This window comes from Advenella sp. S44 (assembly GCF_002810445.1).
In the GTDB taxonomy this organism is placed as follows: domain Bacteria; phylum Pseudomonadota; class Gammaproteobacteria; order Burkholderiales; family Burkholderiaceae_B; genus Advenella.
In genome coordinates this window covers 410,177-432,998 of the sequence record NZ_NEXS01000003.1, presented here as the reverse complement: position 1 = coordinate 432,998, position 22,822 = coordinate 410,177, and the positions used below count along the sequence as shown (strand labels likewise).

At 53.5% G+C, this 22,822-nt stretch carries 19 protein-coding genes and 1 tRNA gene; 7 read left to right on the top strand and 13 right to left on the bottom strand.

Going from position 1 to position 22,822, the window contains the following annotated elements:
• Position 1: 1 nt before the first annotated feature.
• Both CAP48_RS05990 and CAP48_RS05985 read left to right on the top strand, forming a co-directional pair.
• Complete coding sequence (locus tag CAP48_RS05990) at positions 2-925, top strand: malonate decarboxylase subunit epsilon (RefSeq protein WP_100695099.1); 924 nt, start codon at positions 2-4, stop codon at positions 923-925.
• Between the two features lie 212 nt (positions 926-1,137).
• Positions 1,138-1,905 carry a MauE/DoxX family redox-associated membrane protein gene (locus CAP48_RS05985; protein ID WP_100695098.1) on the top strand — a complete coding sequence of 256 codons (768 nt, stop codon included), beginning with the start codon at positions 1,138-1,140 and terminating at the stop codon, positions 1,903-1,905.
• Between the two features lie 135 nt (positions 1,906-2,040).
• On the opposite strand, the gene CAP48_RS05980 is transcribed toward CAP48_RS05985, so the two are convergent.
• Genes CAP48_RS05980 through CAP48_RS05950 form a run of 7 tightly spaced genes read right to left on the bottom strand, consistent with a single transcriptional unit; the run spans position 2,041 to position 8,797 of the window.
• Positions 2,041-2,844: an ABC transporter permease gene (locus CAP48_RS05980; protein ID WP_100695097.1), complete on the bottom strand. Its 804-nt coding sequence runs from the start codon at positions 2,842-2,844 to the stop codon at positions 2,041-2,043.
• 6 nt (positions 2,845-2,850) lie between these two features.
• Complete coding sequence (locus CAP48_RS05975; RefSeq protein WP_100695096.1) at positions 2,851-3,726, bottom strand: ABC transporter permease; 876 nt, start codon at positions 3,724-3,726, stop codon at positions 2,851-2,853.
• Entirely contained in the window at positions 3,719-4,765 is a 1,047-nt protein-coding gene (locus tag CAP48_RS05970) for an ABC transporter ATP-binding protein (protein WP_100695095.1), read from the bottom strand. Before CAP48_RS05970 ends, CAP48_RS05975 begins: the two co-directional genes overlap by 8 nt.
• Positions 4,762-5,844, bottom strand: coding sequence for an ABC transporter substrate-binding protein (locus tag CAP48_RS05965; protein WP_161495205.1), 1,083 nt, complete (start codon positions 5,842-5,844; stop codon positions 4,762-4,764). The genes CAP48_RS05970 and CAP48_RS05965 overlap by 4 nt, the downstream gene beginning before the upstream one ends.
• Positions 5,845-5,866: 22 nt before the next feature.
• Positions 5,867-7,105, bottom strand: a complete 1,239-nt coding sequence (locus CAP48_RS05960; RefSeq protein WP_100695093.1) for an FAD-binding oxidoreductase — start codon at positions 7,103-7,105, stop codon at positions 5,867-5,869.
• A complete protein-coding gene (locus CAP48_RS05955; protein WP_161495204.1) occupies positions 7,102-7,500 on the bottom strand; it encodes a RidA family protein in 399 nt (132 codons plus the stop codon). Before CAP48_RS05955 ends, CAP48_RS05960 begins: the two co-directional genes overlap by 4 nt.
• Position 7,501: 1 nt before the next feature.
• Entirely contained in the window at positions 7,502-8,797 is a 1,296-nt protein-coding gene (locus CAP48_RS05950; protein ID WP_100695091.1) for an FAD-binding oxidoreductase, read from the bottom strand.
• 171 nt (positions 8,798-8,968) lie between these two features.
• On the opposite strand from CAP48_RS05950, the gene CAP48_RS05945 reads away from it, so the two are divergent.
• Positions 8,969-9,949, top strand: coding sequence for a LysR family transcriptional regulator (locus tag CAP48_RS05945; RefSeq protein WP_100695090.1), 981 nt, complete (start codon positions 8,969-8,971; stop codon positions 9,947-9,949).
• A 145-nt stretch (positions 9,950-10,094) separates the two neighbouring features.
• Here the strand turns inward: CAP48_RS05945 and CAP48_RS05940 are convergent, their stop codons facing one another.
• Positions 10,095-10,955: a LysR family transcriptional regulator gene (locus CAP48_RS05940; protein WP_100695089.1), complete on the bottom strand. Its 861-nt coding sequence runs from the start codon at positions 10,953-10,955 to the stop codon at positions 10,095-10,097.
• Between the two features lie 304 nt (positions 10,956-11,259).
• Here CAP48_RS05940 and CAP48_RS05935 point away from each other — a divergent pair, with 304 nt between their 5' ends.
• From CAP48_RS05935 to queD, 3 genes are all read left to right on the top strand, one after another.
• Positions 11,260-12,177 carry a dihydrodipicolinate synthase family protein gene (locus tag CAP48_RS05935; RefSeq protein ID WP_100695088.1) on the top strand — a complete coding sequence of 306 codons (918 nt, stop codon included), beginning with the start codon at positions 11,260-11,262 and terminating at the stop codon, positions 12,175-12,177.
• A 93-nt stretch (positions 12,178-12,270) separates the two neighbouring features.
• Entirely contained in the window at positions 12,271-12,903 is a 633-nt protein-coding gene (gene queE, locus CAP48_RS05930) for a 7-carboxy-7-deazaguanine synthase (RefSeq protein WP_100695087.1), read from the top strand.
• Positions 12,900-13,352 carry a 6-carboxytetrahydropterin synthase QueD gene (queD, locus tag CAP48_RS05925; protein WP_100695086.1) on the top strand — a complete coding sequence of 151 codons (453 nt, stop codon included), beginning with the start codon at positions 12,900-12,902 and terminating at the stop codon, positions 13,350-13,352. Before queE ends, queD begins: the two co-directional genes overlap by 4 nt.
• Positions 13,353-14,018: 666 nt before the next feature.
• On the opposite strand, the gene CAP48_RS05920 is transcribed toward queD, so the two are convergent.
• Positions 14,019-14,093, bottom strand: a tRNA-Arg gene (locus CAP48_RS05920).
• 265 nt (positions 14,094-14,358) lie between these two features.
• On the opposite strand from CAP48_RS05920, the gene CAP48_RS20425 reads away from it, so the two are divergent.
• The gene (locus tag CAP48_RS20425) at positions 14,359-15,522 is read left to right on the top strand and encodes a cytochrome c5 family protein (protein ID WP_242444346.1); all 1,164 of its coding nucleotides are present in this window, start codon (positions 14,359-14,361) and stop codon (positions 15,520-15,522) included.
• Positions 15,523-15,736: 214 nt separating this feature from the next.
• Here CAP48_RS20425 and CAP48_RS05905 read toward each other — a convergent pair whose 3' ends face one another.
• The 4 genes from CAP48_RS05905 to hemE all read right to left on the bottom strand — a co-directional run bounded on the left by CAP48_RS05905 (position 15,737) and on the right by hemE (position 22,761).
• A complete protein-coding gene (locus CAP48_RS05905) occupies positions 15,737-16,960 on the bottom strand; it encodes a CaiB/BaiF CoA-transferase family protein (RefSeq protein WP_100695085.1) in 1,224 nt (407 codons plus the stop codon).
• A 260-nt stretch (positions 16,961-17,220) separates the two neighbouring features.
• A complete protein-coding gene (locus CAP48_RS05900; RefSeq protein ID WP_242444345.1) occupies positions 17,221-19,284 on the bottom strand; it encodes a UvrD-helicase domain-containing protein in 2,064 nt (687 codons plus the stop codon).
• Positions 19,285-19,287: 3 nt separating this feature from the next.
• Positions 19,288-21,339 (bottom strand): primosomal protein N', encoded by a 2,052-nt coding sequence (locus tag CAP48_RS05895; protein WP_100695084.1) that lies wholly within the window; start codon positions 21,337-21,339, stop codon positions 19,288-19,290.
• 348 nt (positions 21,340-21,687) lie between these two features.
• On the bottom strand, positions 21,688-22,761 hold the full coding sequence (hemE, locus tag CAP48_RS05890) for a uroporphyrinogen decarboxylase (RefSeq protein WP_100695083.1): 1,074 nt from the start codon (positions 22,759-22,761) through the stop codon (positions 21,688-21,690).
• Between the last annotated feature and the right edge of the window lie 61 nt (positions 22,762-22,822).

Below are 22,822 nucleotides of genomic sequence, written 5' to 3'. Positions count from 1 at the left end.
TATGCGTCTTGCCATCTTGTTCAGCGGCCAGGGACAGCAATCTCCTGAGCATTTTCGGGCACTGCGGGAAGCGGCTTCACCGAAAATGGCGGCTCAATTGTCGATGCAACTGTCAGATGTCTGGAATCAAACTTTTGTCGATTGCGCGACACTGGGTGAAAACAGGATTTCCCAGCCGTTTATCTTTGCATTTCAACTGCAACGATGGCACAAACTGGAGCCGCTACTGCCGCGACCGATTTGCGCAGCAGGATATTCTCTCGGAGAGTTGGCTGCTTGCAGCGCAGCTGGCGCTTTCGACATGCAGCAGGGGATCACACTGGCAGCACAGCGTGCTGCCTGCATGGACGATTGCATTCAAAAACAGGCTGGCATGATAAGCATCATGGGTCTGCCCCTAAAGAATATCGAAGAGATTACCGCCACCAGCAATACTCATCTTGCCATTAGCAATCCCGAGCAACACTATGTCATTGGCGGTTTTGAGCACGACTTGCAGTATGCCGGGCAACTGGCCTACGAACAAGGCGCCATACGCGTTGTCAGGCTGTCCGTTCAGACGCCTTCGCATACTGCGCTCCTGCAGTTCGCTACGCCAGCGTTCGCACGGCATCTTGCTCTCTATCGCAATACGGCGCCCCTACTGTTCAAAGTGCTGAGCGCGGTGGATGGTCGCGCCGCCCTACGCGTGGGGCAGGCGTTAGATGCGCTGGCTAGCCAGATAAGCCATGCCATGGACTGGGCTAGCTGCCTGCAGGCCGTTCGGGAACAACAACCGGATGCCGTGCTTGAGATCGGGCCGGGTCGCGCCATGGCGCGGATGTGGAATGCCCTCTATCCAGAAATACCAGTCAGATCAGCCGATGACTTTCGCAGCACGGCCGGTATACAAAGTTGGGTTCACAATGCGCCGGTGCGCCGTTGATACCGATTAACACGCAGATAACAGACCTCGTGCAAAAAACATATAATGAACCTACACGACCTGACAAAGCAGATCGCGCCAAGCACTACGCCAGGCTCTGGTGTTGAAAGACATCGGGAATTGAATACTACATCTGGCATTCAATCAACAGGATGCCGCTTGAATTAACTTCTTGCTACACCCCTCATATCCGACATTGTCAGGAGGCAGAGATGGAAAAAACGCAAGTCCGAAAAAAAGCAGTCGTTTATCGCATGGTCATGGAGCAGCACATCTGCCCTTTTGGTCTGAAAGCAAAGGACCTGTTACGCCGGTCCGGTTATGACATCGAAGATCATTGGCTGACCTCGCGCGAAGAAACTGAGTCTTTCAAGGAACAGCACGCAGTACCTACGACACCGCAGATCTTTATCGATGGGCAAAGAATCGGCGGCTATGACGAGGTACGGCGTTATTTTGGCAAGGAGGTGGCAGATTCCGATCAGACAAGCTACAAGCCTGTCATCGCGCTCTTTGGCACCACCTTGCTGATGTCGCTGGCCGTCAGCTACCTGGTATATGGACAGCCGCTGACCATACAGGCTATCGAGTGGTTTATTGCATTTAGCATGACCATACTTGCACTGCTTAAGCTACAAGATGTGGAAAGCTTTTCCACCATGTTCCTCAATTACGATTTACTTGCCCGGCGGTGGGTACCGTACTCTTATATTTACCCATTCGCAGAAGCCCTGGCGGGCATACTGATGATCGGTCATCTCCTCACGTGGCTGTCGGTGCCCGTTGCGCTTTTTATCGGAACGATAGGCGCCGTCTCAGTTTTCAAAGCCGTTTACATTGATAAACGGGAATTGAAGTGTGCCTGTGTAGGCGGATCAAGCAAGGTACCGCTGGGATTTGTTTCCCTGACCGAAAACCTGATGATGGTCGCGATGGCAGTCTGGATGGCTGTGGCGGCATTGGGCAATGGCGCTCACTAGGCGCTTTCGCGCAGGTACCGGTAAGGCCCGTGAATCGTCCTCCAACATCAGCTATCTGGCCAAGTGCCTGCATTCTGACCGCACTTGCAACACCAGTGCGGTCAGCGCATTTGTCTGCCGACCAGAAAAAGTTTTCTACTGTCCGGCCATGCCGGCGCGGCGTGCGCGGGATTTCCTCACCAACAGCTCGAGTAGCAGCAAGAAAACGGTGACAGCGATCAGGAAGGTGCTGATAGCAGCAATAACCGGCTCCATGTTCATCAACAAACTATTCCAGATCCGAACTGGCATTGTCTGGCTTTCCAGGCCCGACAGGAAAAGGGAGACGATAAGCTCGTCAAATGAAGTCAGGAAGCTGAAAAACAGAGATGACAGGATGCCCGGGATGGCCAGCGGAATCACAATATGCATAAATGTATAGCGTTTGCTGGCGCCAAAGACTTCTGCGGCGCGTTCAATCGATACATCGATATTCTGCAGGGAACTGATGAGAATGAGCAATACCACGGGAATAGCAAGCATGGCATGACAAATGGCAATCCATATCTTGGACCCGACCAGCTCCAGCGGTACCGATGCAAAATACAAGGCCACGGCAGTAATGATCGTTGGAATAATCAGAGGCAGCAGACAAAAGGAAATTAATAATTTCTTGTTGCCATAGTCGCCTCGCACCAGCGAATAGGCGCCCAGAAATCCCAACGTGGTGGCGATCAGACTGGCAAGGATCGCAATGATGAAACTGGACAGCAACGAACTCATCCACTCGGGACTGGAAAAAAACTCGCCGTACCATGAAAGAGAAAACGCCTCCGGTGGAAAGGTCATATAGCTGCTTTGCCCAAAGGACATGATGACAACGATCAGGATCGGCGCAATCAATACGATGCAAAGCAGGAACGAAATAAAGTTAACAATTCTTATAGGGTCGCGCATCATAATTTCCTATTTCCCCAACATTTTGTCCAGATCCGTATATCTGCAATACAGCGCATAGACGATCAGGGTAATGACCAGCAGAAACAACGATAAAGCAGAAGCCAACGGCCAATTGACCGAGACCTCGATATTGCGCTGAATGAGCATGGCCAGCATGGTGTCATTGGGGCCGCCCATCAGGGCAGGCGTTATAAAGAAGCCGATGGCAAGAATATAAACGATGAGAAAACCGGAAATAATGCCCGGCATGCTTAACGGAAAAAAGATGCGACGAAAGATGTACAAATTAGAGGCGCCCATGCCACGCCCGGCGTGCAACAGCCACAGGTCGATTCCCTTCATTGCGGAGAACAGCGTAAGCACGAAATAAGGCAGCAGGACATAGGTCATGCCAAAAGTCACTCCGGTCATGTTGTACATCAGGCCCAGCGGCTTGTTGATGAGTCCGGTATGCATCAGAAACGAATTGATCACACCATTAGTTCCCAGAATGATCATCCACGAATAAGTTCGCACGATGATCGAGGTGAAGTAAGGCACGATGACGCAGATAATGATCAGCGTAAACCTGAATGGTCCGGCGCGGGTCATTGTGTAGGCTATCGGATATGCACATACCAGGCAGAGCAATGTTACGAGCAGCGACAGCCAGACTGTTTTCCATGCCACCGCCAGAAACAGTTTGGAAGTAAATGTCTGATAAAGCATGACCAGGAAGTTGCCCTCATAGTCAAGTGCAGATTTGATAAAGAACCATCCAATGGGCAGCACAAAAAAGATCAACAAGAAGGCAAGTACCGGATACAACAGCAAGCGGTTACTGAATGCCGATTTGTTGCCGGTTGCGCTGTGCCCGCCCGGCAGCACGAGTGCGTTATTCATAACGAATCACCCTTATATCGTCCCGATTGCGCCATCCAAGGCGCACAATGTGCCCTATGTCATAGACAGGCATGTCTGCAGCATTGGTCATATCGGCATAAACCTTGATCTTGTCATTAATCTTTATCTGGTATCTGACAATATGCCCCAGAAACGAAACATGGATAACCTCTCCAGACAGCTGGGGTGTCCCGTCCGGTTCATTGTTTCTGCCCTCTGTCAGCGTTACGCGTTCGGGCCGCATGAACAGACAATCGCCGCTTTGCATATTCATTTGTTGACGCCAGCTCTGGTCCAGGTCCTCATATGACAGCAGATTGGCTTCTCCAAGAAAACCTGCGGCAAACACATTGCACGGAGACTCATACACCTGCCTGGGTTCGCCCAACTGTTCGATCCGCCCGTTATTCATGATCGCGATGCGATCTGACATATTCATGGCCTCTTCCTGGTCATGCGTGACGAATACAACTGTCATATTCAGGCGGCTCTGCAGTTCCTTGATTTCCATCTGCATTTGATAACGCAGATTTTTGTCCAGCGCCCCCAGTGGTTCATCCATTAACACCACTTCAGGATGGAACACAATGGCGCGCGCCAGCGCTACACGCTGTTGCTGGCCGCCGGACAGGGCTTTGGGAAGGCGTTGTTCGAAGCCGGACAAGCGCACCATTTCGATCGCCCATTTGGCGCGCTCGATACACTCTTTTGCAGCGATCTTGCGCACCTTGAGCGGAAACATGACGTTGTCCAGCACACTCATATGGGGAAACAGTGCGTAATTCTGAAAGACCATCCCAAGATTGCGCTGCTGCGGGCTGAGCGTACTAATATCCCGACCATCGAGCAGTATCTGCCCGGAGTCGGGCAACACAAACCCGGCCAGCATCATCAGGGTGGTCGTCTTGCCGGAACCACTAGGCCCTAGCAGTGAAAAGAACTCGCCGGGAGCCACTTCCAGACTGATTTCGTTGACCACGCGCTGCGCACCAAATGTTTTGCTGATTTGGCGGAACTGGATATGTCCTTTCTGTTTCATGAATTTAGCACCCAATTTGCCCACTCCTTGCCGACTTCAGCACGATTTTTTGACCACCAGCCAGCATCGATCAGAAACCCGTGATCGCGCGTACGATCTCCGCCGGGGATTTTCTCTCGGGTTTCTGCGGTCAATGCCTCATAGCCAGCCTTGGTGACAGGACCACTATTCCACAACGCGCTGAACTGACTTTGAACCTCAGGACGCAGGCAATAGTCAATCAATTGTTGAGCCTGCTGCTGATTTTTTGATTTCTTCAAAACCGCGTACGCCTGCACGCGCACGCCATGCTGGTTCCAGTTGATGGCAAGCGGCGCCTTGTTCTCGATGCCCTTGAGGATACGGGTGCTCCATACCGGGCTGATATCAGCATCCCCCGTACTGAGCAACTGTACGGACAGGGCCCCGGATGTCCAGAACTTGGCTACACCCGGTTTGATACGGCTCAATGCCTTAAAGGCGCGCGGTATATCCAGCGGATAAAGTTTGTCCATTGGCACGCCATCGGCCAGCAGCGCGAACTCAAGATTGGGCGCGCCGGTATCTATGTCAGCCAGGGCTCGGGTGCCGGCAATTCGTTTGTAATCCCAAAAGTCAGTCCAGGTTTTGGGGACCGATTCCTTATTGAATTTTCCTGTGTTGTAGCCCATGACATCGCCATACACGAAATTGCCCACATAATTGGCATGCCTATATTCAGGCAGAATATCATCCGGATCGGTGAATTTGAAATTTTGGTAATCAAGCTGCGCCAGCTCATTTTCCCATTGCAGCAGCACGCTATCGTCATTGTCGATAATGTCGATCTCAATATTGCCAGAACGGATCATGGCTTCCAGCTTACCGGTGGTTGTGGCAACCGGCACAACCCGGATCCCAGTTTCCTTGGTAAACGGCTCATAGATCAACTTTTTACGAATATCATCATAGGCGCCGCCAGGTGAACGAATCACCACGCGATCTTGCGCTGCCTGCGCGTTTTTTATCCAGATCGAAGGCGCAACTACAGTGGCGCCCGCCATTTTCAATACAGTCCGACGGGTAAATGCGAGATTGCTTTTGACGTCTTTGTTTTTCATGGTTGTCTCCCAAAAATAGCTGCTAGAAACGATCAAGCCCATATGGCGTAATATCTACGTCATTGGGTGTGTTGGTGACCAGGTTGGCCAGAATCTGGGCTGATTTGGGTGCCCCGGTGATACCGGTGTGGCCGTGGCCGAATCCCAGGTACAGTTCCGGCAACTTTTCGACCGTACCCAGGATGGGCAAACTGTCAGGCGTCGACGGACGAAAACCAAGCCAGAAACCTTTCTTTTTATCCAGTTCAAGATCCGGAAAAAGCAGTTTTGCCTGCTGCAGAAGTACCTTTTCCCGCGCCATATCCGGTGCGGCGTCCAGTCCGGCAATTTCCACAAAACCGGCAACACGCAGATTATCAACCATGGGCGTGACGCCAAAAGCCCGTTCCTTATGCAGAACCGGAATAGGCAACTGCAGCGCATCGGGCTGGAATGAAACATGGTAGCCACGTTCGGTTTCCAGCGGAACCGCAACATTGAGCCCGGCAAGCAATCGTTTGGCCCAGGCACCCGCGCAGACAACCAGCTGAGAAGTGCTCAGGTCCTGTGCCGCCATGATAATGCGGTATTGGCCCGTGTCGCTATCCCGACTGATACCGTTAACTTTCTGTTGAACGAACTGACCGCCATTATTCAAAAACAGCTGGAACAAGCTTTGGACCAACTGGTACGGGTTGCCCACATGACCATTTTTTTCGTAGAGCTCGCCGCGTTTGACCTTGCGCGAGATATGAGGCACTAAATCCTGTATTTCCTGGGCATTGAGCGTTCTGGGCGTCACGCCATTGTCCGCACGTATCTGGCGTCCCAACGCGTCGTTGTCCTTTTCGCTTTCCCAGATATGAAGCTGACCGGTCATATGAAATGCCTGCGCAAACGCTTGCGGCCCCAGCAATTGCATGTAGAGCTGGTCTGCGTCCCGATGTAGCGCGCGCAAGGCGCTCGACAAGCGTCGCACACCGGATTCGTTAAATCCAGCCTTGAGCCATCGGAGCAACCACGGCGCCGCTGTTGACAAGTAGGAGGGTCGCACGCTCAATGGCCCTTCCTTGTCGCTCAGCCATTTGGGAATTTTTTTGATCATTCCGGGCATAGCTATCGGCATGCAGCTATCCATGCTAAGCAGACCGGCGTTGCCAAAAGAGGTGCCGGTTCCCGGTTCTCGCTCGTCAATCAACCGCACCGGTATGCCACGCTGTTGCAGCGTCACTGCAGTGCAGACACCGACGATGCCTGCGCCAATGATGGTGACCGGGTTCATGCGGCGTCCTGCTTGCGCATCGCGTGGACCACGATTTCAATCAGGCAGTTGGGGCCAAGCAATTGCTTGACAACAACCGTCGCCCGGTTCGGATAGGGAGCCGCCGGAAAATAACGTTTATACACTTCATTCATACCCGCGGCGTCGTCCGAATTGACCAGATAAATGGTCATTTGCGCGACATGCTGCATGTCCGAGCCGGCGCATTCGAGCACGTGAGCCAGTTGTGAGAAAACGCGGTCGGCCTGATGTCGAATATCCCCTTCTCCACTAGGTGAAAAGGTTTGCGGATCGCGTGGCACTTGTACGGTAAAGACCATCGCTCCAGCCAGTACGGCGTTGCTGATGGGGGTATCCGGATGATTGACAATACTGCTTTTGACGGTTTCGATCATTTTAATTTCCATAATTGGGTTGCAACTGCCTCTTTAGCTTTTGCAGGTTGAGATTGACGGCGACTGTTCGAAAAGGCTCTGGAGGAATGTAGCCGGGCCGACAATGAATCCGGGTCTCCTGCAGCAACGATGAACCAACCCCACAAGCCATGTCGGCCAACAGCGTGCCCAGAGCCGTCATCTTCAATATGCCCGACGCATTACAACCGGATACGCCAAACAGGCGCCGCCCAAATTGCCCCAGCACGGACTGGCCGTTGCGCGTCAGGCTGACTGCCCCGCCCCAGGTGTGCTCGAACATATCTGCGGGCGCGTCCGGGTAGCGGGCCTGCAATTTCGACTGCAATATTCGTCTGACCTCATCACAAGCCAACTCTGCTTTGTAGGAGAAACCGGCACGCAGGAGCAGACGGTTATCCGGCGTCTTGCGAGTGGTCGCCTCAAGCTGTTCCACCGGCGTTACGCCCCACTGCTGCTGATTGCCCAGCAATTGACCATATTGCCCGTCCAGCGGTCTTGACAGACCGGCATAGGTATACATGGCAAGTTGCCGGTATTTTGCGTGACCAAATTGCGGCAGCAACGCATTGACGGCCAGGAAAACGGTCTCGGCGCGAATCTCGGACGTACCCGCTTGTACGACGTAGGGATCGCTGCCGGAAATGCGGGAAACCGGAGACGCGAAATAGCGCTCTACATTCTGCGGCAGACTATCGATCAGACCATTAAGCAGCCCAGCCGGCTGCACCAGGGAACACTGGCTAAGCCAGATTGCATCGCGGTAATGGGACGTGCCAAGTTCCTGCCGAATGTCGCTTAAAGACAATGACCGGTATGCGATTCGGTTGGCGGTAAGGGTTTGTCGCAGTTGCTGCAGTTGCGTAACGCCGTATTGTGTTGTCGCCACTTTATAGTGCCCAACCGTATGCCAGTCGCAATCGATCCCGTGCCGGGCAACCGTTTGCTCCAGCAATTGCTGGCCCATCGACATGAGTCGGGTTTGCCATTGGTTTTGGTCTGAAGACGAATTGGCGCGAATTTTGGCAAATGGCAGGTTGATCATAAACCCGGAATTGCGTGCGGAACTGTTTTCGGCTGGCTCCAGCGCGTCAACCAGAGCGATTGCCTCGTCAGGAAAGCGTGCAGCAAGCCGCCTTGCGATGGCCAACCCTGCGAAACCGGCTCCGATCACCAGAAACCGGACCTTCAGATCGCGTTGCATCCGTTTGCCGACGATGCGGTTGCTTGCAACCGCATTCCATCCGCTAGGCGTGTTGTAGCCACCGGTTTCCTTCACGGGCCTGTCTCCCTTTTTCTGTTTAATACAGAATTATTTTGTGCTGAAAAATCGGAATAAAGTATTCCGTTTATGCATCGTTCAGGCAATATACCAGTTGGCCCTGATTCTATATAATGAATAATTCGGGTAGAGGTGATGAACGGAACTCATAACGACACTTAAACAAAGATGAACCTCAAACAACTGAACCATATCGTAGCGCTGTCGGAGACATTGAACTTCGGCAAAGCGGCAGAGCGCGTCTTTCTGAGCCAATCGGCCCTGAGCAAAAGCATCCAGGCCATTGAACAACAAATCGGAATCGTCATTTTTGATCGCACCAAAAATTCAGTGCTTGTTACACCCACCGGCAGATTCGTGATCGAGCACGCCAAACACTTGCTGGCGGAAACCCGCAACTTTCACAAGAATCTTGAATATCTCAAAACAGGAGAGCAAGGCACCATCAAAGTGGGATCGGGACCTTTTCCGGCCAAATGCTTCCTGCACACCGCCATCAGGCAGTTGCAAATGCAATATCCGAGAATTTCCCTGGATATCCGGATAGACAACTGGACCAACCTTCTGATGCAATTGAAAGAAGGGGCAATTGATTACTTCATCGCCGATATTCGCAACCTGGAAGACAGCCCGTTGCTGAAAGTGACCCCGATTGGCGGCCTGACGGTTGCCTTGTTTTGCGATGCCAATCACCCTCTGATACGATCCGACCGGTCAAGGGCAATCGGGCCCGAAGAAATTCTGGATTACCCCTTTGCCTCTGTCAGCCTGCCCACTCTGGTTTTTTCAGAGTTCAAACATAGTCTTGGCCTGGATCACAATGACGTGTTTGCGGTCAATTTCAAATGTGATGATATTTCGCTCATCAATCGCCTGGTGCCAGATTCGGATATCATTTTTGTCAGCAGCAACCTGATGATGGAGCAGGCGCTGCTGGAACGAGATGCCGTGCGTCTGAATATACCCATGACGCGAAACCGATTCGGCGAATGGGCATTGGTGCAGATTAAAGACCAGAAACTGGTGCCTTGTGCCGAAATCTTTGCGAGAATGCTGGTCGACATCGTACGTGATGGCAGTCTGCAAGATGATGACAAGTACGGCCTGGCTGGTAATGGGCCATTGAACTTCATGTCCGAAAGATGCTAAACCAGAGGCATCAGGCAGCGTGCCCGTCAGCAGACTTCCCATAGAAGCACAGATCTCTTGCGTGACCGACAGGCAATCTGCGCCTGACTTGGCGCATTGAACGCTATTGGCGACGCAGCAAGACAGCGAGCCGACGCACCGCCCGTCAATCGGCCAGCTCCATAAACGCATGAATGAGCTTTTCTCTCACATTGGAACGTAGCCACATGATGCCCAGATTGCGCGTAGGCACTGGCCCCGGCAGCCGATGGCGAACCAGACCCGGATCATATGGATTTCCATAGCTCCAGTCGGGTACGACAGAGACCCCCAGATCGGCCTTCACCAGATCAGCAATATAGTCCAGCCCATCCAGCTCCAGCCAGGGTTCAGGATAGATCCCGTGTAATTTCAGGTAATCGTCGGCCATTTTCCCCGCGACAACACGTCTGTCATAACGGATAAATGGATAGTTTCTTAATATCGAAAACGGGTCCTGCCCCTGCAGCCGGGCCGGCGCAAGCAGGATCAACGGCTCTTTCCTTAGCGGCCGCCACAACACGGTTTTGGGCACCTCGAATAAGGGATGCACCAGAATGGCCGCATCCAGTTCTCCTTGCAACAAACGTTGGTAGAGCACGGTGGAGGCCGCCGGTTCTATCACAATCTTGGTGCCTTCATATTTACCCAGCCATTTTCTCAGCATACCGGGAAGCATACCCTTGACGACCGATGGCGTTGCACCAAGCATTAGCGGGCCGGCGGGCAACTCAGTGTTGCTGGCCAGCGAATTGAAATTTTTTACTTCTGCCAGCACCAGCTTGGCCTGTCGCAACGCCTTGCTGCCTGCCTCAGTGGGCATCATCGTGCGACCGACGCGCTTGATCAGCGCCGTGCCGACGTCCCTTTCAAGCGCCCTGAGCCTGAGCGATACGGCGGTGGGCGTCAAATCCAGCTGCCTGGCTGCGGCAGCCACTGACCCGAGCTCGACGACCTGCACGAAGCTTTCCAGGAATCGGGTGTCCACGTCTATCCTCTCACTTGTGATAAAGCAAACCCGATCCAGATAATACGGGCCGCAAAAATCAGTTTTTCTTACTTCTAAATGCAGCAAAACAATATTGTTCTCCTGTTACGAACTTTCAATAATAGCACTATGTGACCTCGTCATTTCACTCGTCATCAACAGGAAAACGATCTTATGCCAATCATCGCATCGCACCAAGCGGATGCGCCGGTGGTTTTCGACGGCGAGACAAGATCATGGCAGGCCATTGTCGCCCCCGCAGGCACCCCCGCGCATCACAAGCACAATCCCAACCGGAGACATCATGTCCAATAGAATCAAAGGGGTACTGTCCCCCGTTGTTACCCCATTTCATGAAGATTCGACGGTCGACCTTCAGCGGTTTACCGAACAATGCAAATGGCTTCAGTCCAACGGAATTGGTCTGGCGTTTCTGGGCACCAATTCAGAAGCCAATTCACTATCATCCGATGAGCGCATCGATATGATTGACGCCGTCATTGACGCCGGACTTGACCCAAACGGGATGATGCCAGGCACAGGCAACTGCGATCTGCCCACAACCGTGCGTCTGACCCGGCATGCCGTCGAACGCGATTGCGCCGGCGTGCTGATGTTGCCGCCCTTCTATTACAAAGGGGTATCGGACGAGGGTCTTTACCGTTACTTCTCTGAAGTTATCCAGCGCGTTGGCGATGAGCGCCTGAGAATCTATCTATATCATATTCCGCCGGTTGCGCAGGTCGGCATCACCCTGCCGCTGATTGAACAACTGCTCAAATCCTATCCGTCTGTTGTCGCCGGCGTCAAAGACTCTTCCGGGGACTGGAGCAATACACAGGCCATGTTAGAACGGTTCGCCCACGAAGGCTTTGACGTGTTTGCCGGCAGTGAAACCTTTTTGCTGCAGACGCTGCGCGCCGGCGGCGCAGGATGTATCAGCGCCACGGCCAATGTCAATGCGCAGGCCATTGATGCTTTATACAGGAGTTGGCAAGGACCCGACGCCGATAGCCAGCAGAAGGATCTTGATAAAATCCGCCAGATATTCCAGCGTTTCCCTATGATTCCTGCGCTTAAATCGGCGATTTCCCACTGGAGTTCAAACGGCCAATGGGCCCGCGTTCGCCCGCCACTGATGGCGTTGAGCCAGGAACAACACAGAGATCTGATTGGGCAATTGCAGGACGCCGGTTTCCATATTCGCGGGTTGAACAAATAGCAGGAACTGAAAAAACCGAATACGGCAATAAATTGATTGGGTTCTTCACAATTGGCTAAAATAGGGTCTTAGCATTATTTTTTGGCCGGACTCATGGCATACGCCGTAAAAGAAATTTTCAAGACGCTTCAGGGTGAAGGCGCGCACGCAGGCCGCGCGGCTGTCTTTTGCCGCTTTGCCGGCTGCAACCTATGGTCAGGACGAGAAGTCGATCGCGCCGCGGCCGCCTGTACATTCTGCGACACCGATTTTATCGGAACCGATGGTATGGGCGGTGGCAAATTCAGCGCCGCAGCCGATCTGGCACGCACGCTCGCTCAAACCTGGGGTCCCGATAGTACGTCACGTTATGTTGTATTTACCGGCGGCGAGCCCTTGCTACAACTGGACGCCTCGTTGATAGACGCGGTTCATGCCGAAGGCTTCGAAATTGCCATCGAAACCAACGGCACCATCGCTGCACCTGCCGGAATCGATTGGATTTGCGTCAGTCCCAAGGGAAATAACAAACTGGTTCAAACGCGAGGCAATGAACTTAAGCTCGTCTTTCACCAGAGCGACGCCCCGCCCGAACGCTTTGAAGCACTCGATTTTTCGCATTTTTTCCTGCAACCCATGGACGGACCAGATCGACGGGCAGCCACTGAGCACGCTGTCCGGTATTGCATGGATCATCCCCAGTGGCGCCTGAGCCTGCAGACACATAAATACATAGGAATTCCATGATTACCGTGACCCGTGCTCTGCATTTTGATGCCGGCCACCGCATTCCCGATCATCGCAGCCAGTGCCGCAATCTGCATGGACACCGCTACACCCTTGAGATTACGCTATCAGGACCGGTTTCGACCGTTGCCGGCGCGGCTGACCATGGCATGGTATTGGATTTTTCCGACGTCAAAGCCATCGCCAAGGAGCGCATCGTTGACGTCTGGGACCACGCTTTTCTGGTCTATTACGGCGACACCGCAGTACGCGCCTTTCTTGATTCACTGCCAGACCATAAAACCGTTGTGCTGGATCGCGTGCCGACTGCCGAGAATCTGGTACAAATCGCCTTCAATACCCTGGCCGCAGCTTACCTTGCGAAATATGGCGATCAACTGAAGCTGACGCACGTCAGATTGTACGAAACGCCAAACTGCTGGGCCGATTGCTACGGTACTGACGCCTAGAATGAATTGCTGCCCGGCCCAACGCTGCCCGACCGATAGCGGATTAACGACTGGCCGGGCAACCGTCAGCCGAAAGGCTCGCATCTAGCCCGTGTGATTTGTAGCAGACCTTGTGGACCCTGTCAAAGCGTACGTCAGGCCATCGTTCTGTCTCTGAGTCTGTGTCTGTGCTGTATAGGTCTATGTCTATATCAAAAAATGATGCTGATCAATGCAGGGTTTTTTCATTGCAATAGAATAATTTCAGTTGAAAGAAAAAATGACATTAGAAATCGCTGGGTATTCTTGCGATCCGCTATCCAGGCAATAGTGTTCAAGCCAAGGCTGAATCGTTATCGATATTCGCCTGACCGCACACTCACATACGACATTCAAGATAAATCATGCGGAAATGGAAATGCTCTCACGACGGGCATTTGGGTTCAGAAATTTTGAGAATTACCGCTTGCGAGTCTTGGCTCAATGCGGCTGGAATGGTCAAATGAATTGGGTTTGGTGAGTACCCTATCCCCCGATTATGGGGTAGAGCCCAAAATGGACGCTTGTCTTAAAGCTATCCCCTCTTTAACCCACCACCTGAGACTACAATGTGCCGAGGCGGCATAACTAGGTGGCATAACTAGGTGGCATAACTAATAACTGCTAATAACACTAACTACTAAATTTTGGCGCCTCCGACAGGAATCGAACCTGTATCAAGAGCTTCGGAAACTCTTATTCTATCCATTGAACTACGGAGACATTTAACCAAGTCCGCTATTTTACCCTATTGTGCAGATTCCTGTAAGGGTGTAGCGGTATACTTGCACAGTTAATTTCTGCATAAATCAGAGACTTTCACCCGTTGCAGGGCGTATTCACGTACAAAACGGGGTGACAATCGTTATAATCCAACATTACTTATTATTTCACTTTCGGGGGGAAAGGGCATGGTCCGGCAGTATGCGAGTCAATTGGCTCCTTTTTTTCCATTATTTAACATTGCAATGACCTGTAGGATGTATCTATGAGCGATCAAACAGAACACCACGATGAACACGACGAACATGTTAGCCCGATCAAAACGCCCAAGCAGCTGATTGTCGTCGTCGTACTCGCGTTCATACTCCCTGTACTTATCATTATCCTGCTGGTCAGTGTTGTCAGCTCTTCCAGTAGCTCCGGGGCGGGTAGCGACTCGCAAACTGAAGAATCGATCGCTGCTCGGATTGAGCCAGTTGCCAAATACAACACTGCTCCTGTCATTGCTGCCGCTGCCGATGCCGGCCCGAAGAAGATCAAAACCGGCGAAGAAGTGTACAAAAGCCTCTGTATGGGCTGTCATGACACCGGCGTTGCCGGTGCACCAAAAATCGGCGACAACGCCGCCTGGGCACCACGCCTTAAAGTTGGTCAGCCCGAAGTGGTTAAGCTGGCCATTAATGGCCTGAATGGCATGCCTCCCAAAGGGGGCGACCCAAGCCTGAGCGATCTGGAAGTGGAACGCGCAGTTGTATATCTTGCCAACCACTCCGGTGGCTCGTTCAAGGAACCGGCCGCTCCTGACGGTGAAGGCGCTGCCCCTGCCGAGGGCGCTGCCCCTGCTGAAGGTGCTGCCCCTGCTGAAGGTGCTGCTCCTGCTGAAGGTGCTGCTCCTGCTGAAGGTGCTGCTCCTGCTGAAGGCGCTGCTCCTGCTGAAGGCGCTGCTCCTGCCGAGGGCGCTGCCCCTGCTGAAGGTGCTGCTCCTGCCGAGGGTGCTGCTCCTGCCGAGGGCGCTACTCCTGCTGAAGGTGCTGCCCCTGCCGAGGGTGCTGCTCCTGCCGAGGGTGCTGCTCCTGCCGAGGGCGCTACTCCTGCTGAAGGTGCTGCTCCTGCCGAGGGCGCTACTCCTGCTGAAGGTGCTGCTGGTGCCGCCGCTGGCGCTGCAGCCGCCGCCCCGGCAAATGACAAGCTTGCCGAAGGCGAAGCGCTGTACAAACAGATTTGTTTCTCCTGTCATGACGCCGGCATTGCCGGTGCGCCAAAACTGGGCGACAAGGCTGCATGGGACGCCCGTATTGCAACTGGCATGGACAAACTTTACGACGCTGCCGTCAATGGTTTGAACGCCATGCCTCCAAAAGGCGGCTCCTCCGCATCCGACGAAGTGGTCAAGGCTGCTGTCGACTATATGGTCAAGGCCGTAAAATAATCAGCATCCACCCCGTTTGCCGTTGAAAAGCCCACTTAATTCAAGTGGGCTTTTTCTTGGCTCGGACTATCTGCCTGTGCCTCTGCGCTACCAAATATCAGCATATCGACAGAAGCGTGCATTAGCGATTACCCGGCTTTTGCGTTTGAAGTCATTCATCACTGCCTGCTGTACCAATACACCGCTCATCTGGCCAGCAGGCAGTGCTACCAAGCTACTTGCCGAGTAATGCGGCAATTTGCTCATTGCTCCAGCCGAGCTCTTGCCTGAGAATATCTTCAGAATGCTGGCCCAGCATCGGCGGCGCATTGCGGTATTGAATGGGCGTATCAGAAAATCGCATGGGGCTAGCCGTCATGGGCATTGTGCCGGCCGCCGGATGAGGCAATTGCAGTTTCATTTGACGCGCAACCACTTGCGGATCGGCGTAGACTTGGTCGATCGTGTTGATGGGTCCGGCCGGGATATTGTTCGCTTCCAGGTCGGCCAGCCAGGCATCACGCTTACGGGTCTTCATCACCGTGACAAGCAGGGGAATGAGCGTGTCGCGGTTGACCACCCTGCCCGCATTTTTTTGATAACGATCGTCTTGCGCCAGTTCCGGCATATTGATCAGGCGGCAGAACGAGGCAAATTGCGTATCGTTTCCGACTGCCAGGATAAGGTGGCCGTCTTCGACTTCAAAGACCTGGTAAGGCACCAGATTTTGATGTGCATTGCCCGCGCGTTTGGGCGCCTGTCCCGACGTCATGTAGTTGAGATTCTGGTTGGCCAGCATCGCCACCTGGCAATCGAGCAGTGCCATATCGATGTATTGTCCCAATCCGCTGGTATGGCGCTCATTAAGCGCAGCCAGAATGGCGACACTTGCGTACATGCCCGTCATCAAGTCCGACACTGCCACGCCCGCCTTTTGGGGGCCGCCGCCAGGCAGATCATCGTGTTCTCCGGTAATACTCATGAGTCCGCCCATGCCCTGGATAATATAATCATAGCCCGGGCGGGTGGCATACGGCCCCGTTTGTCCGAATCCGGTGATGGAACAGTAGATGAGTCGCGGATTGATTTGCTTGAGGCTGTCGTAATCGAGCCCGTATTTTTTCAGGCCACCGACTTTGTAATTCTCCACGACAATATCGGCTTTTGCCACCAGCGCCAAAATCACTTCGCGTCCTGCCTCTGAGGTGAAATCAAGCGCTAGCGAACGCTTATTCCGGTTTGCCGACAAATAATAAGCCGCTTCGGTGGTGTCGGCCCCCTGCTGATCCTTCAGATAGGGAGGTCCCCAGCCACGAGTGTCATCACCACTGCCCGGACGTTCCACCTTGATGACGTCGGCGCCCAGATCGGCCAGATTCTGGGTACACCAAGGGCCAGCCAGCACCCGTGTCAGATCAAGTACCCTGATGTTCGCCAATGGCGCCATGCGCTGTGTCATTTTCCTGCTTCTCCGTATTTAAATTGCGTTGTCGTCTACGACTGACATGTCAAACGTGATTAATTAAAAAAGTTGGCTTGCTGGGCGTGCAAAAAATGGCTCGCTTGCTTACTAAAATGATTCGCATATCTGGTGAAAATCATTCGCTTGCCTGCTAAATCATGGTTCTGAGGCTTGATACAAGATGGCTCGCTGCGCTCACCGTGCTGCGGGCAATACCCAATGCGTCACTATGCGAGCTAGCGGCACAAGCTGACATTCTACCGTTTTTTCTGCAGCATCTCTTTGAGCCGGACCAGCCGCTCCTTGGGCGTCATACCGCTGAATGGATCGACCACGACCTTGACGCCACTCTCCAGGCCCATTTCACCAATAAACCTGGAGGGCTCACGAATCAGGTCTTCACGAGCCTTGCGACGCTTTTTGCACCAGGTCAATGTCAAATGAAATTGCGCCCGGGTGATGCCGACATACATAAGACGGCGCTCTTCCTGAATGCGCACTTCCAGCGCCTCGGCGTCCTTATTCGCATCGCCATATTCATCATCTTTGCCCATATGAGGCAGCAGCCCTTCTTCTACGCCCACCATATGAACATAGGGATATTCCAACCCCTTGGAGGCGTGGATCGTGGTCAGCCTGACAGCATCCGGATCTTCGTCGTCTTCGCTGCGCTCCAGCATGGTGATCAGGGCGATATGCTGTACCAACTGGGCAAGCGTCAGACCGTCTTCTTGCGCCTTGCGCTTGAGCCAATTGGTTAGCTCAAGCACATTCTGCCAGCGCGATTGTGCCGCGCGTTCTTCCTGGGTGTCATAAAGATAGCGCTCGTAATCGATGTATTTCATCAATTCGTCGAGCAACTCGGTTGCCCCTTCGGCCTGTGTCGCCGCGCGACCATCGGTTCTGCCGCGACCGGCACGCCATTGTATATTGCGAATGAAATCAACAAAAACCTTCAGGGGCTCAAGTTGTCGTGGCGCGATGCGCGTTGCAGTCAGCTCATCATGAACGGCATCAAACAGCGAACAATTGAGCTGCGTGGCAGTATCGCCCAGCGCCGTCAGGCTTGCCTGCCCCACGCCCCGTTTTGGCGTGGTCACGGCGCGGATGAACGCAGGATCGTCTTCTTCGTTGGCGACAATCCGCAGATAGGCAATAATATCGCGAACCTCTGCCTTATCGAAAAAACTTTGTCCGCCCGCGATGACGTAAGGTATGCGCAACTCGCGGAAGGTCTGCTCGAACAAGCGGCCCTGATGGTTCCCACGATAGAGCACGGCATAATCTTTCCATCGCGCATTGCGTTCAAAACGCGAAGCCGAAATACGCATGCCAACCGATTCGGCCTCTGCCTCTTCATTGTCCATGACCACCACCTGAATGGGTTCGCCCTGCCCAAGCGTGGACCAGAGCTTTTTTCCAAACAGATTGGGATTGCGGCTGATGACCTGGTTGGCCGCATCCAGCACAGTGGCAACAGACCGATAGTTTTGCTCCAGCTTGATAATTTTGAGCGCCGGATAATCCTGGGGCAGTTTGGCCAGGTTCTCTATGGTTGCCCCGCGCCAGGCATAGATGGCCTGATCATCATCGCCCACCGCTGTGAACATATCCCGCAGTCCAGTCAGGGATCGCACCCATTGGTATTGGCAGACATTGGTATCCTGGTATTCGTCCAGAAGCATATAACGACAGCGACGTTGCCAGCGTTCACGCACTTCGTCGTTGGAACTCATCAACCTTGCCGGCATGACGATCAGGTCGTCGAAATCCACCGACTGGTACGCGCGCAAGGTGGCGTCGTAGCTGCGATATACACGAGCCGCTTCGATTTCGTCGGGGGTTTGGGCAATTTTTTCAGCGTCATCAGGAGTGATCAGTCCGTTTTTCCAAAGCGAGATCTCCTGCTGTACGGTACGCAACCGCCCCTTGTCGGTGGTGGCCAGCAATTCCTGGATCACGCCCAGCGCATCGGTCGAGTCTAGAATGGAAAAGCCAGGCTTTAAGCCGGCCTGAACGGCTTCTTCGCGCAGAAACCGCACCCCAAGCGCATGAAACGTGCTGATGGTTAATCCTTTAAGCCGCTTTTTTTCCACACTTTGCCCAATCCGTTCGGCCATCTCGCGCGCGGCCTTGTTTGTGAACGTCAGGGCGATGATACCTTTGGCATCGTAGCCGCATTCGTTGATCAAATACGCAATTTTCTGGGTAATGACGCGGGTCTTGCCACTGCCGGCGCCAGCCAGCACCAGGCACGGACCGCTCAGGTACAGCACCGCCTCACGCTGCGCCGGGTTCATCGATTGCAGAGCATTGTTCATTATTCAGATTTCCAGGGGGTCTACTTCGATGAAATAACGCATACGCTGTTTTTGTCCGATAGCCTGAACCTGCGGCAGCCATTGCTGCAAAAATCGCTGCAGCGCCGGTCTTGATATTGATTCGACCAGCAGTTGCGCACGCTCAACATGCGCAACCCGCAAAATTCGCAAGGGCACCGGGTCATACAGATTCACCGGCTGCGACTGGCCATCGGGTGAAAGTATCGACACCGCGCATTCCCGGATACTTTCTAGAAAGGTCAGTGCCAGCTTCACACTTTTCGCCTCGGCCGTGATCAGGGCCTGGTAAGTAAAGGGTGGCAAACCGGTGTCCTGGCGCTCAGCCAGCAGGTCATCGGCAAACGCAGGGAAATCATTGTTCAGCAATGTCTGGTAGACGGTATGATCAGGATAGCCCGTCTGGATCAGCACCTGCCCGCCTTCCGCGTGACGTCCGGCGCGACCGGCCACCTGCAGCAATTGAGCAAACAAGCGCTCGGGCGCACGAAAGTCGGCAGAAAACAGCATGGAATCGGCATTGAGCACGGCCACCAGCCCCAGCCGCTTGAAATCATGACCCTTGGCGACCATTTGCGTGCCCACCAGAATGTCGATATTGCCGGTATGTACTTGATCGAACAGCCGCAAGGCGCTGCCTTTTAACCGCGTGCTGTCGGCGTCGATCCGCTGGATTCGGGCAGCCGGAAACGTTTCCTGGAGAAACTCCTCGACCCTTTGCGTTCCGCGTCCAAGCGGCTGCAGGTCCTGATTGCCGCAATCGGGACAAATAGAAGGAACACGGCTTTGAAAACCACAATGATGACACTGCAGTTGGTAGCCGCTGCCCGGATTGCGATGCAGTACCGTATGCACCGAGCATCTGGAGCACTGGCTCACCCAGCCGCAAGCCGCGCAATGCATGACAGGGGCATAGCCTCTGCGGTTCAGGAACACCATGGACTGCTCGCCGCGTTCAAGCCGATCGCCAATGGCCCCAAGCACGCCTGCCTCGAATCCCTGAACAAGCTTGGCCTTACGGGTATCGACGAGGCGGATTTGCGGAAGATAGCGTGTTTTGGCGCGTTGCTCCAGAACTAGCCGGGTATAGCGGCCGCTGAGTGCATGATGCCAGGTCTCCAGAGACGGAGTGGCCGACCCCAGCACTAGCGGAATCCCGGCATGATGAGCGCGCCAGACAGCCAGGTCACGGGCTGAATAACGCAAGCCTTCCTGTTGTTTGTACGAAGCATCGTGTTCTTCATCAACAATGATCAGTCCCGGATTGTCCAGCGGTGCAAATATTGCCATGCGGGTGCCAAGCAACACCTTGAGCTTGCCACGCTGGGCGTCCGCCCAAGCCTTAAGGCGCTCGCCATCGGCCAGCCCGCTATGGAATATTGCAATTTCTTCAGGCGCGACGAGGTCTGCAAATCGCGCGCGGACAGCCGTCTCCAGCTGCGGCGTCAGGTTGATTTCCGGCACCAGCATCAGTATCTGGCGCCCTTGTTGCAGAAAGCGCAGCGCAGCATGCAAATACACCTCTGTCTTACCGCTGCCCGTAATCCCGTGCAGCAGATACGGAGAATATCCGTTTGATGCACATATTTGCCGTACGGCAAACTGCTGTTCTGCATTCAATACAATAGGGGAAGACACCGCTGTTATTGCAGGGGGTCGCTTCTTACGGTCAGCCCGCGCAACCGGCCCTCCCGCTGCCCGCTTTCCAAGATAGGCGGCAGGTTTTCTCAACCCGTTGGGCAATACCGGAAGAATCACTTCACCGAGCGAGCGCTGGTAGTAGCGCGATGCAAACTGGGCCAGGGCCAGCCATGAAGCGGAAAAGGCAGGCAAGTCATCCAGCACCTGATCCACATCCCGTATTTGATCCAGGTCTAGCGCGGGAGCATCCAGCAGTTCGATGACCACACCAACCAATTGTCGGGAGCCGAAAGGCACGATCACACGTTGCCCGATTTCCACCGGTTGCTCGCATCGATAGTCGAATGCTTCCTGACGGGGAATATCCAACACGACCCGAACCCAGCTGACTTGCACGCTTAATTCCCGAAAAAAATAATAGGCTGATGGCGCCCCAAACCATCGGTTTGCGCATTGCCATTCAGTTACACTTTCATGGCAACACTTAAAGTAGTTTCACAGGTTTCATCGTTAAAGCATGTGGGGCCAATCACTTATTGAATAACCGATACTGCCTGTGGATAACTTTGGGGAAAACTATATTACAAAAAAACTATTGAAATAGAAAAAGGGATGAAATATTTTTCAATGAAGAATCGCCATAAACTAATTTCTTTAATTTCAACAACTTGAAACAAGTGCCGATTGTGTCACCGCCGTTTGCCGGAAAACAACAGATGCACCCCAACTGTGTACAACTTGGCCCTAAGCGTGCTTGCTTGTGCTATAGCGGTGTACTTCATCGACCATAATTGCCACATTCTGAGGCGGGGTAAATTGTGAGATTCCGTGTCCGAGATTGAACACATGCCCCCCATTTTTTACCGGACCAAAGTCGTCAATGACGCGGCGCACTTCCTGACGAAGGCCGTCTTCCGTTCCAAACAGTGCCATAGGGTCAATATTGCCTTGCAACGCAACACGGTCCTCAACGCGCTCACGCGCTTGTTTCAGATTGACGGTCCAGTCCAGGCCGACAGCATCACAGCCACTATTGACAATGTCTTCCAGCCACAATCCGCCACCTTTGGTAAAGGCAATGACCGGCACGACGGCGCCTTCATGATTGCGCTCGAGCTGACTGATGACTTTCGTGATATAGGCAAGTGAAAACTGCTGATACAGGCCGTCGGCCAGTACACCACCCCAACTGTCGAAAATCATGACTGCCTGGGCGCCGGCGCGAATCTGCTCATTCAGATATAGTGCCGTCGCCTGGGCAGTCACCTCAAGAATGTGATGCAGCAATGCGGGCTGCGCATACAAGAGTGTTTTGATTTGGCGGTAATCAGACGAACCTCGTCCTTCTACCATGTAGCAGGTGACTGTCCAGGGACTGCCTGCAAACCCGATTAGCGGCACACTGCCATTGAGCGATTGGCGGATCTGGCTGACAGCATCAAACACATAACGCAACTGGTTCATATCGGGAACGGCAAGCTGCTCGATGTCCTGTTGCGTACGCAAGGGCCGCGCAAACTGAGGACCCTCGCCCGCGACAAACTGCAGCCCCAGGCCCATGGCATCGGGCAGCATCAGGATGTCTGAAAACAGAATGGCCGCATCCAGCGGGAAACGTTCCAGCGGCTGCAACGTGACCTCTGTGGCGTAGTCTGGGTTTTTGGCCAGCCCCAGAAAGGATCCTGCCCTGGCGCGAGTCTCATTATACTCGGACAGATATCTCCCCGCCTGGCGCATTAACCACACAGGCGTATAGGGAACATGCTGACGCTGCAGTGCGCGCAAGAATACATCGTTCTGCAAAACCGGAAAAGCCATCGTGTACCTTTAAAATATCTCTAATTCTGTGATTTTCTTACCGGACAGATTGTATCGTACC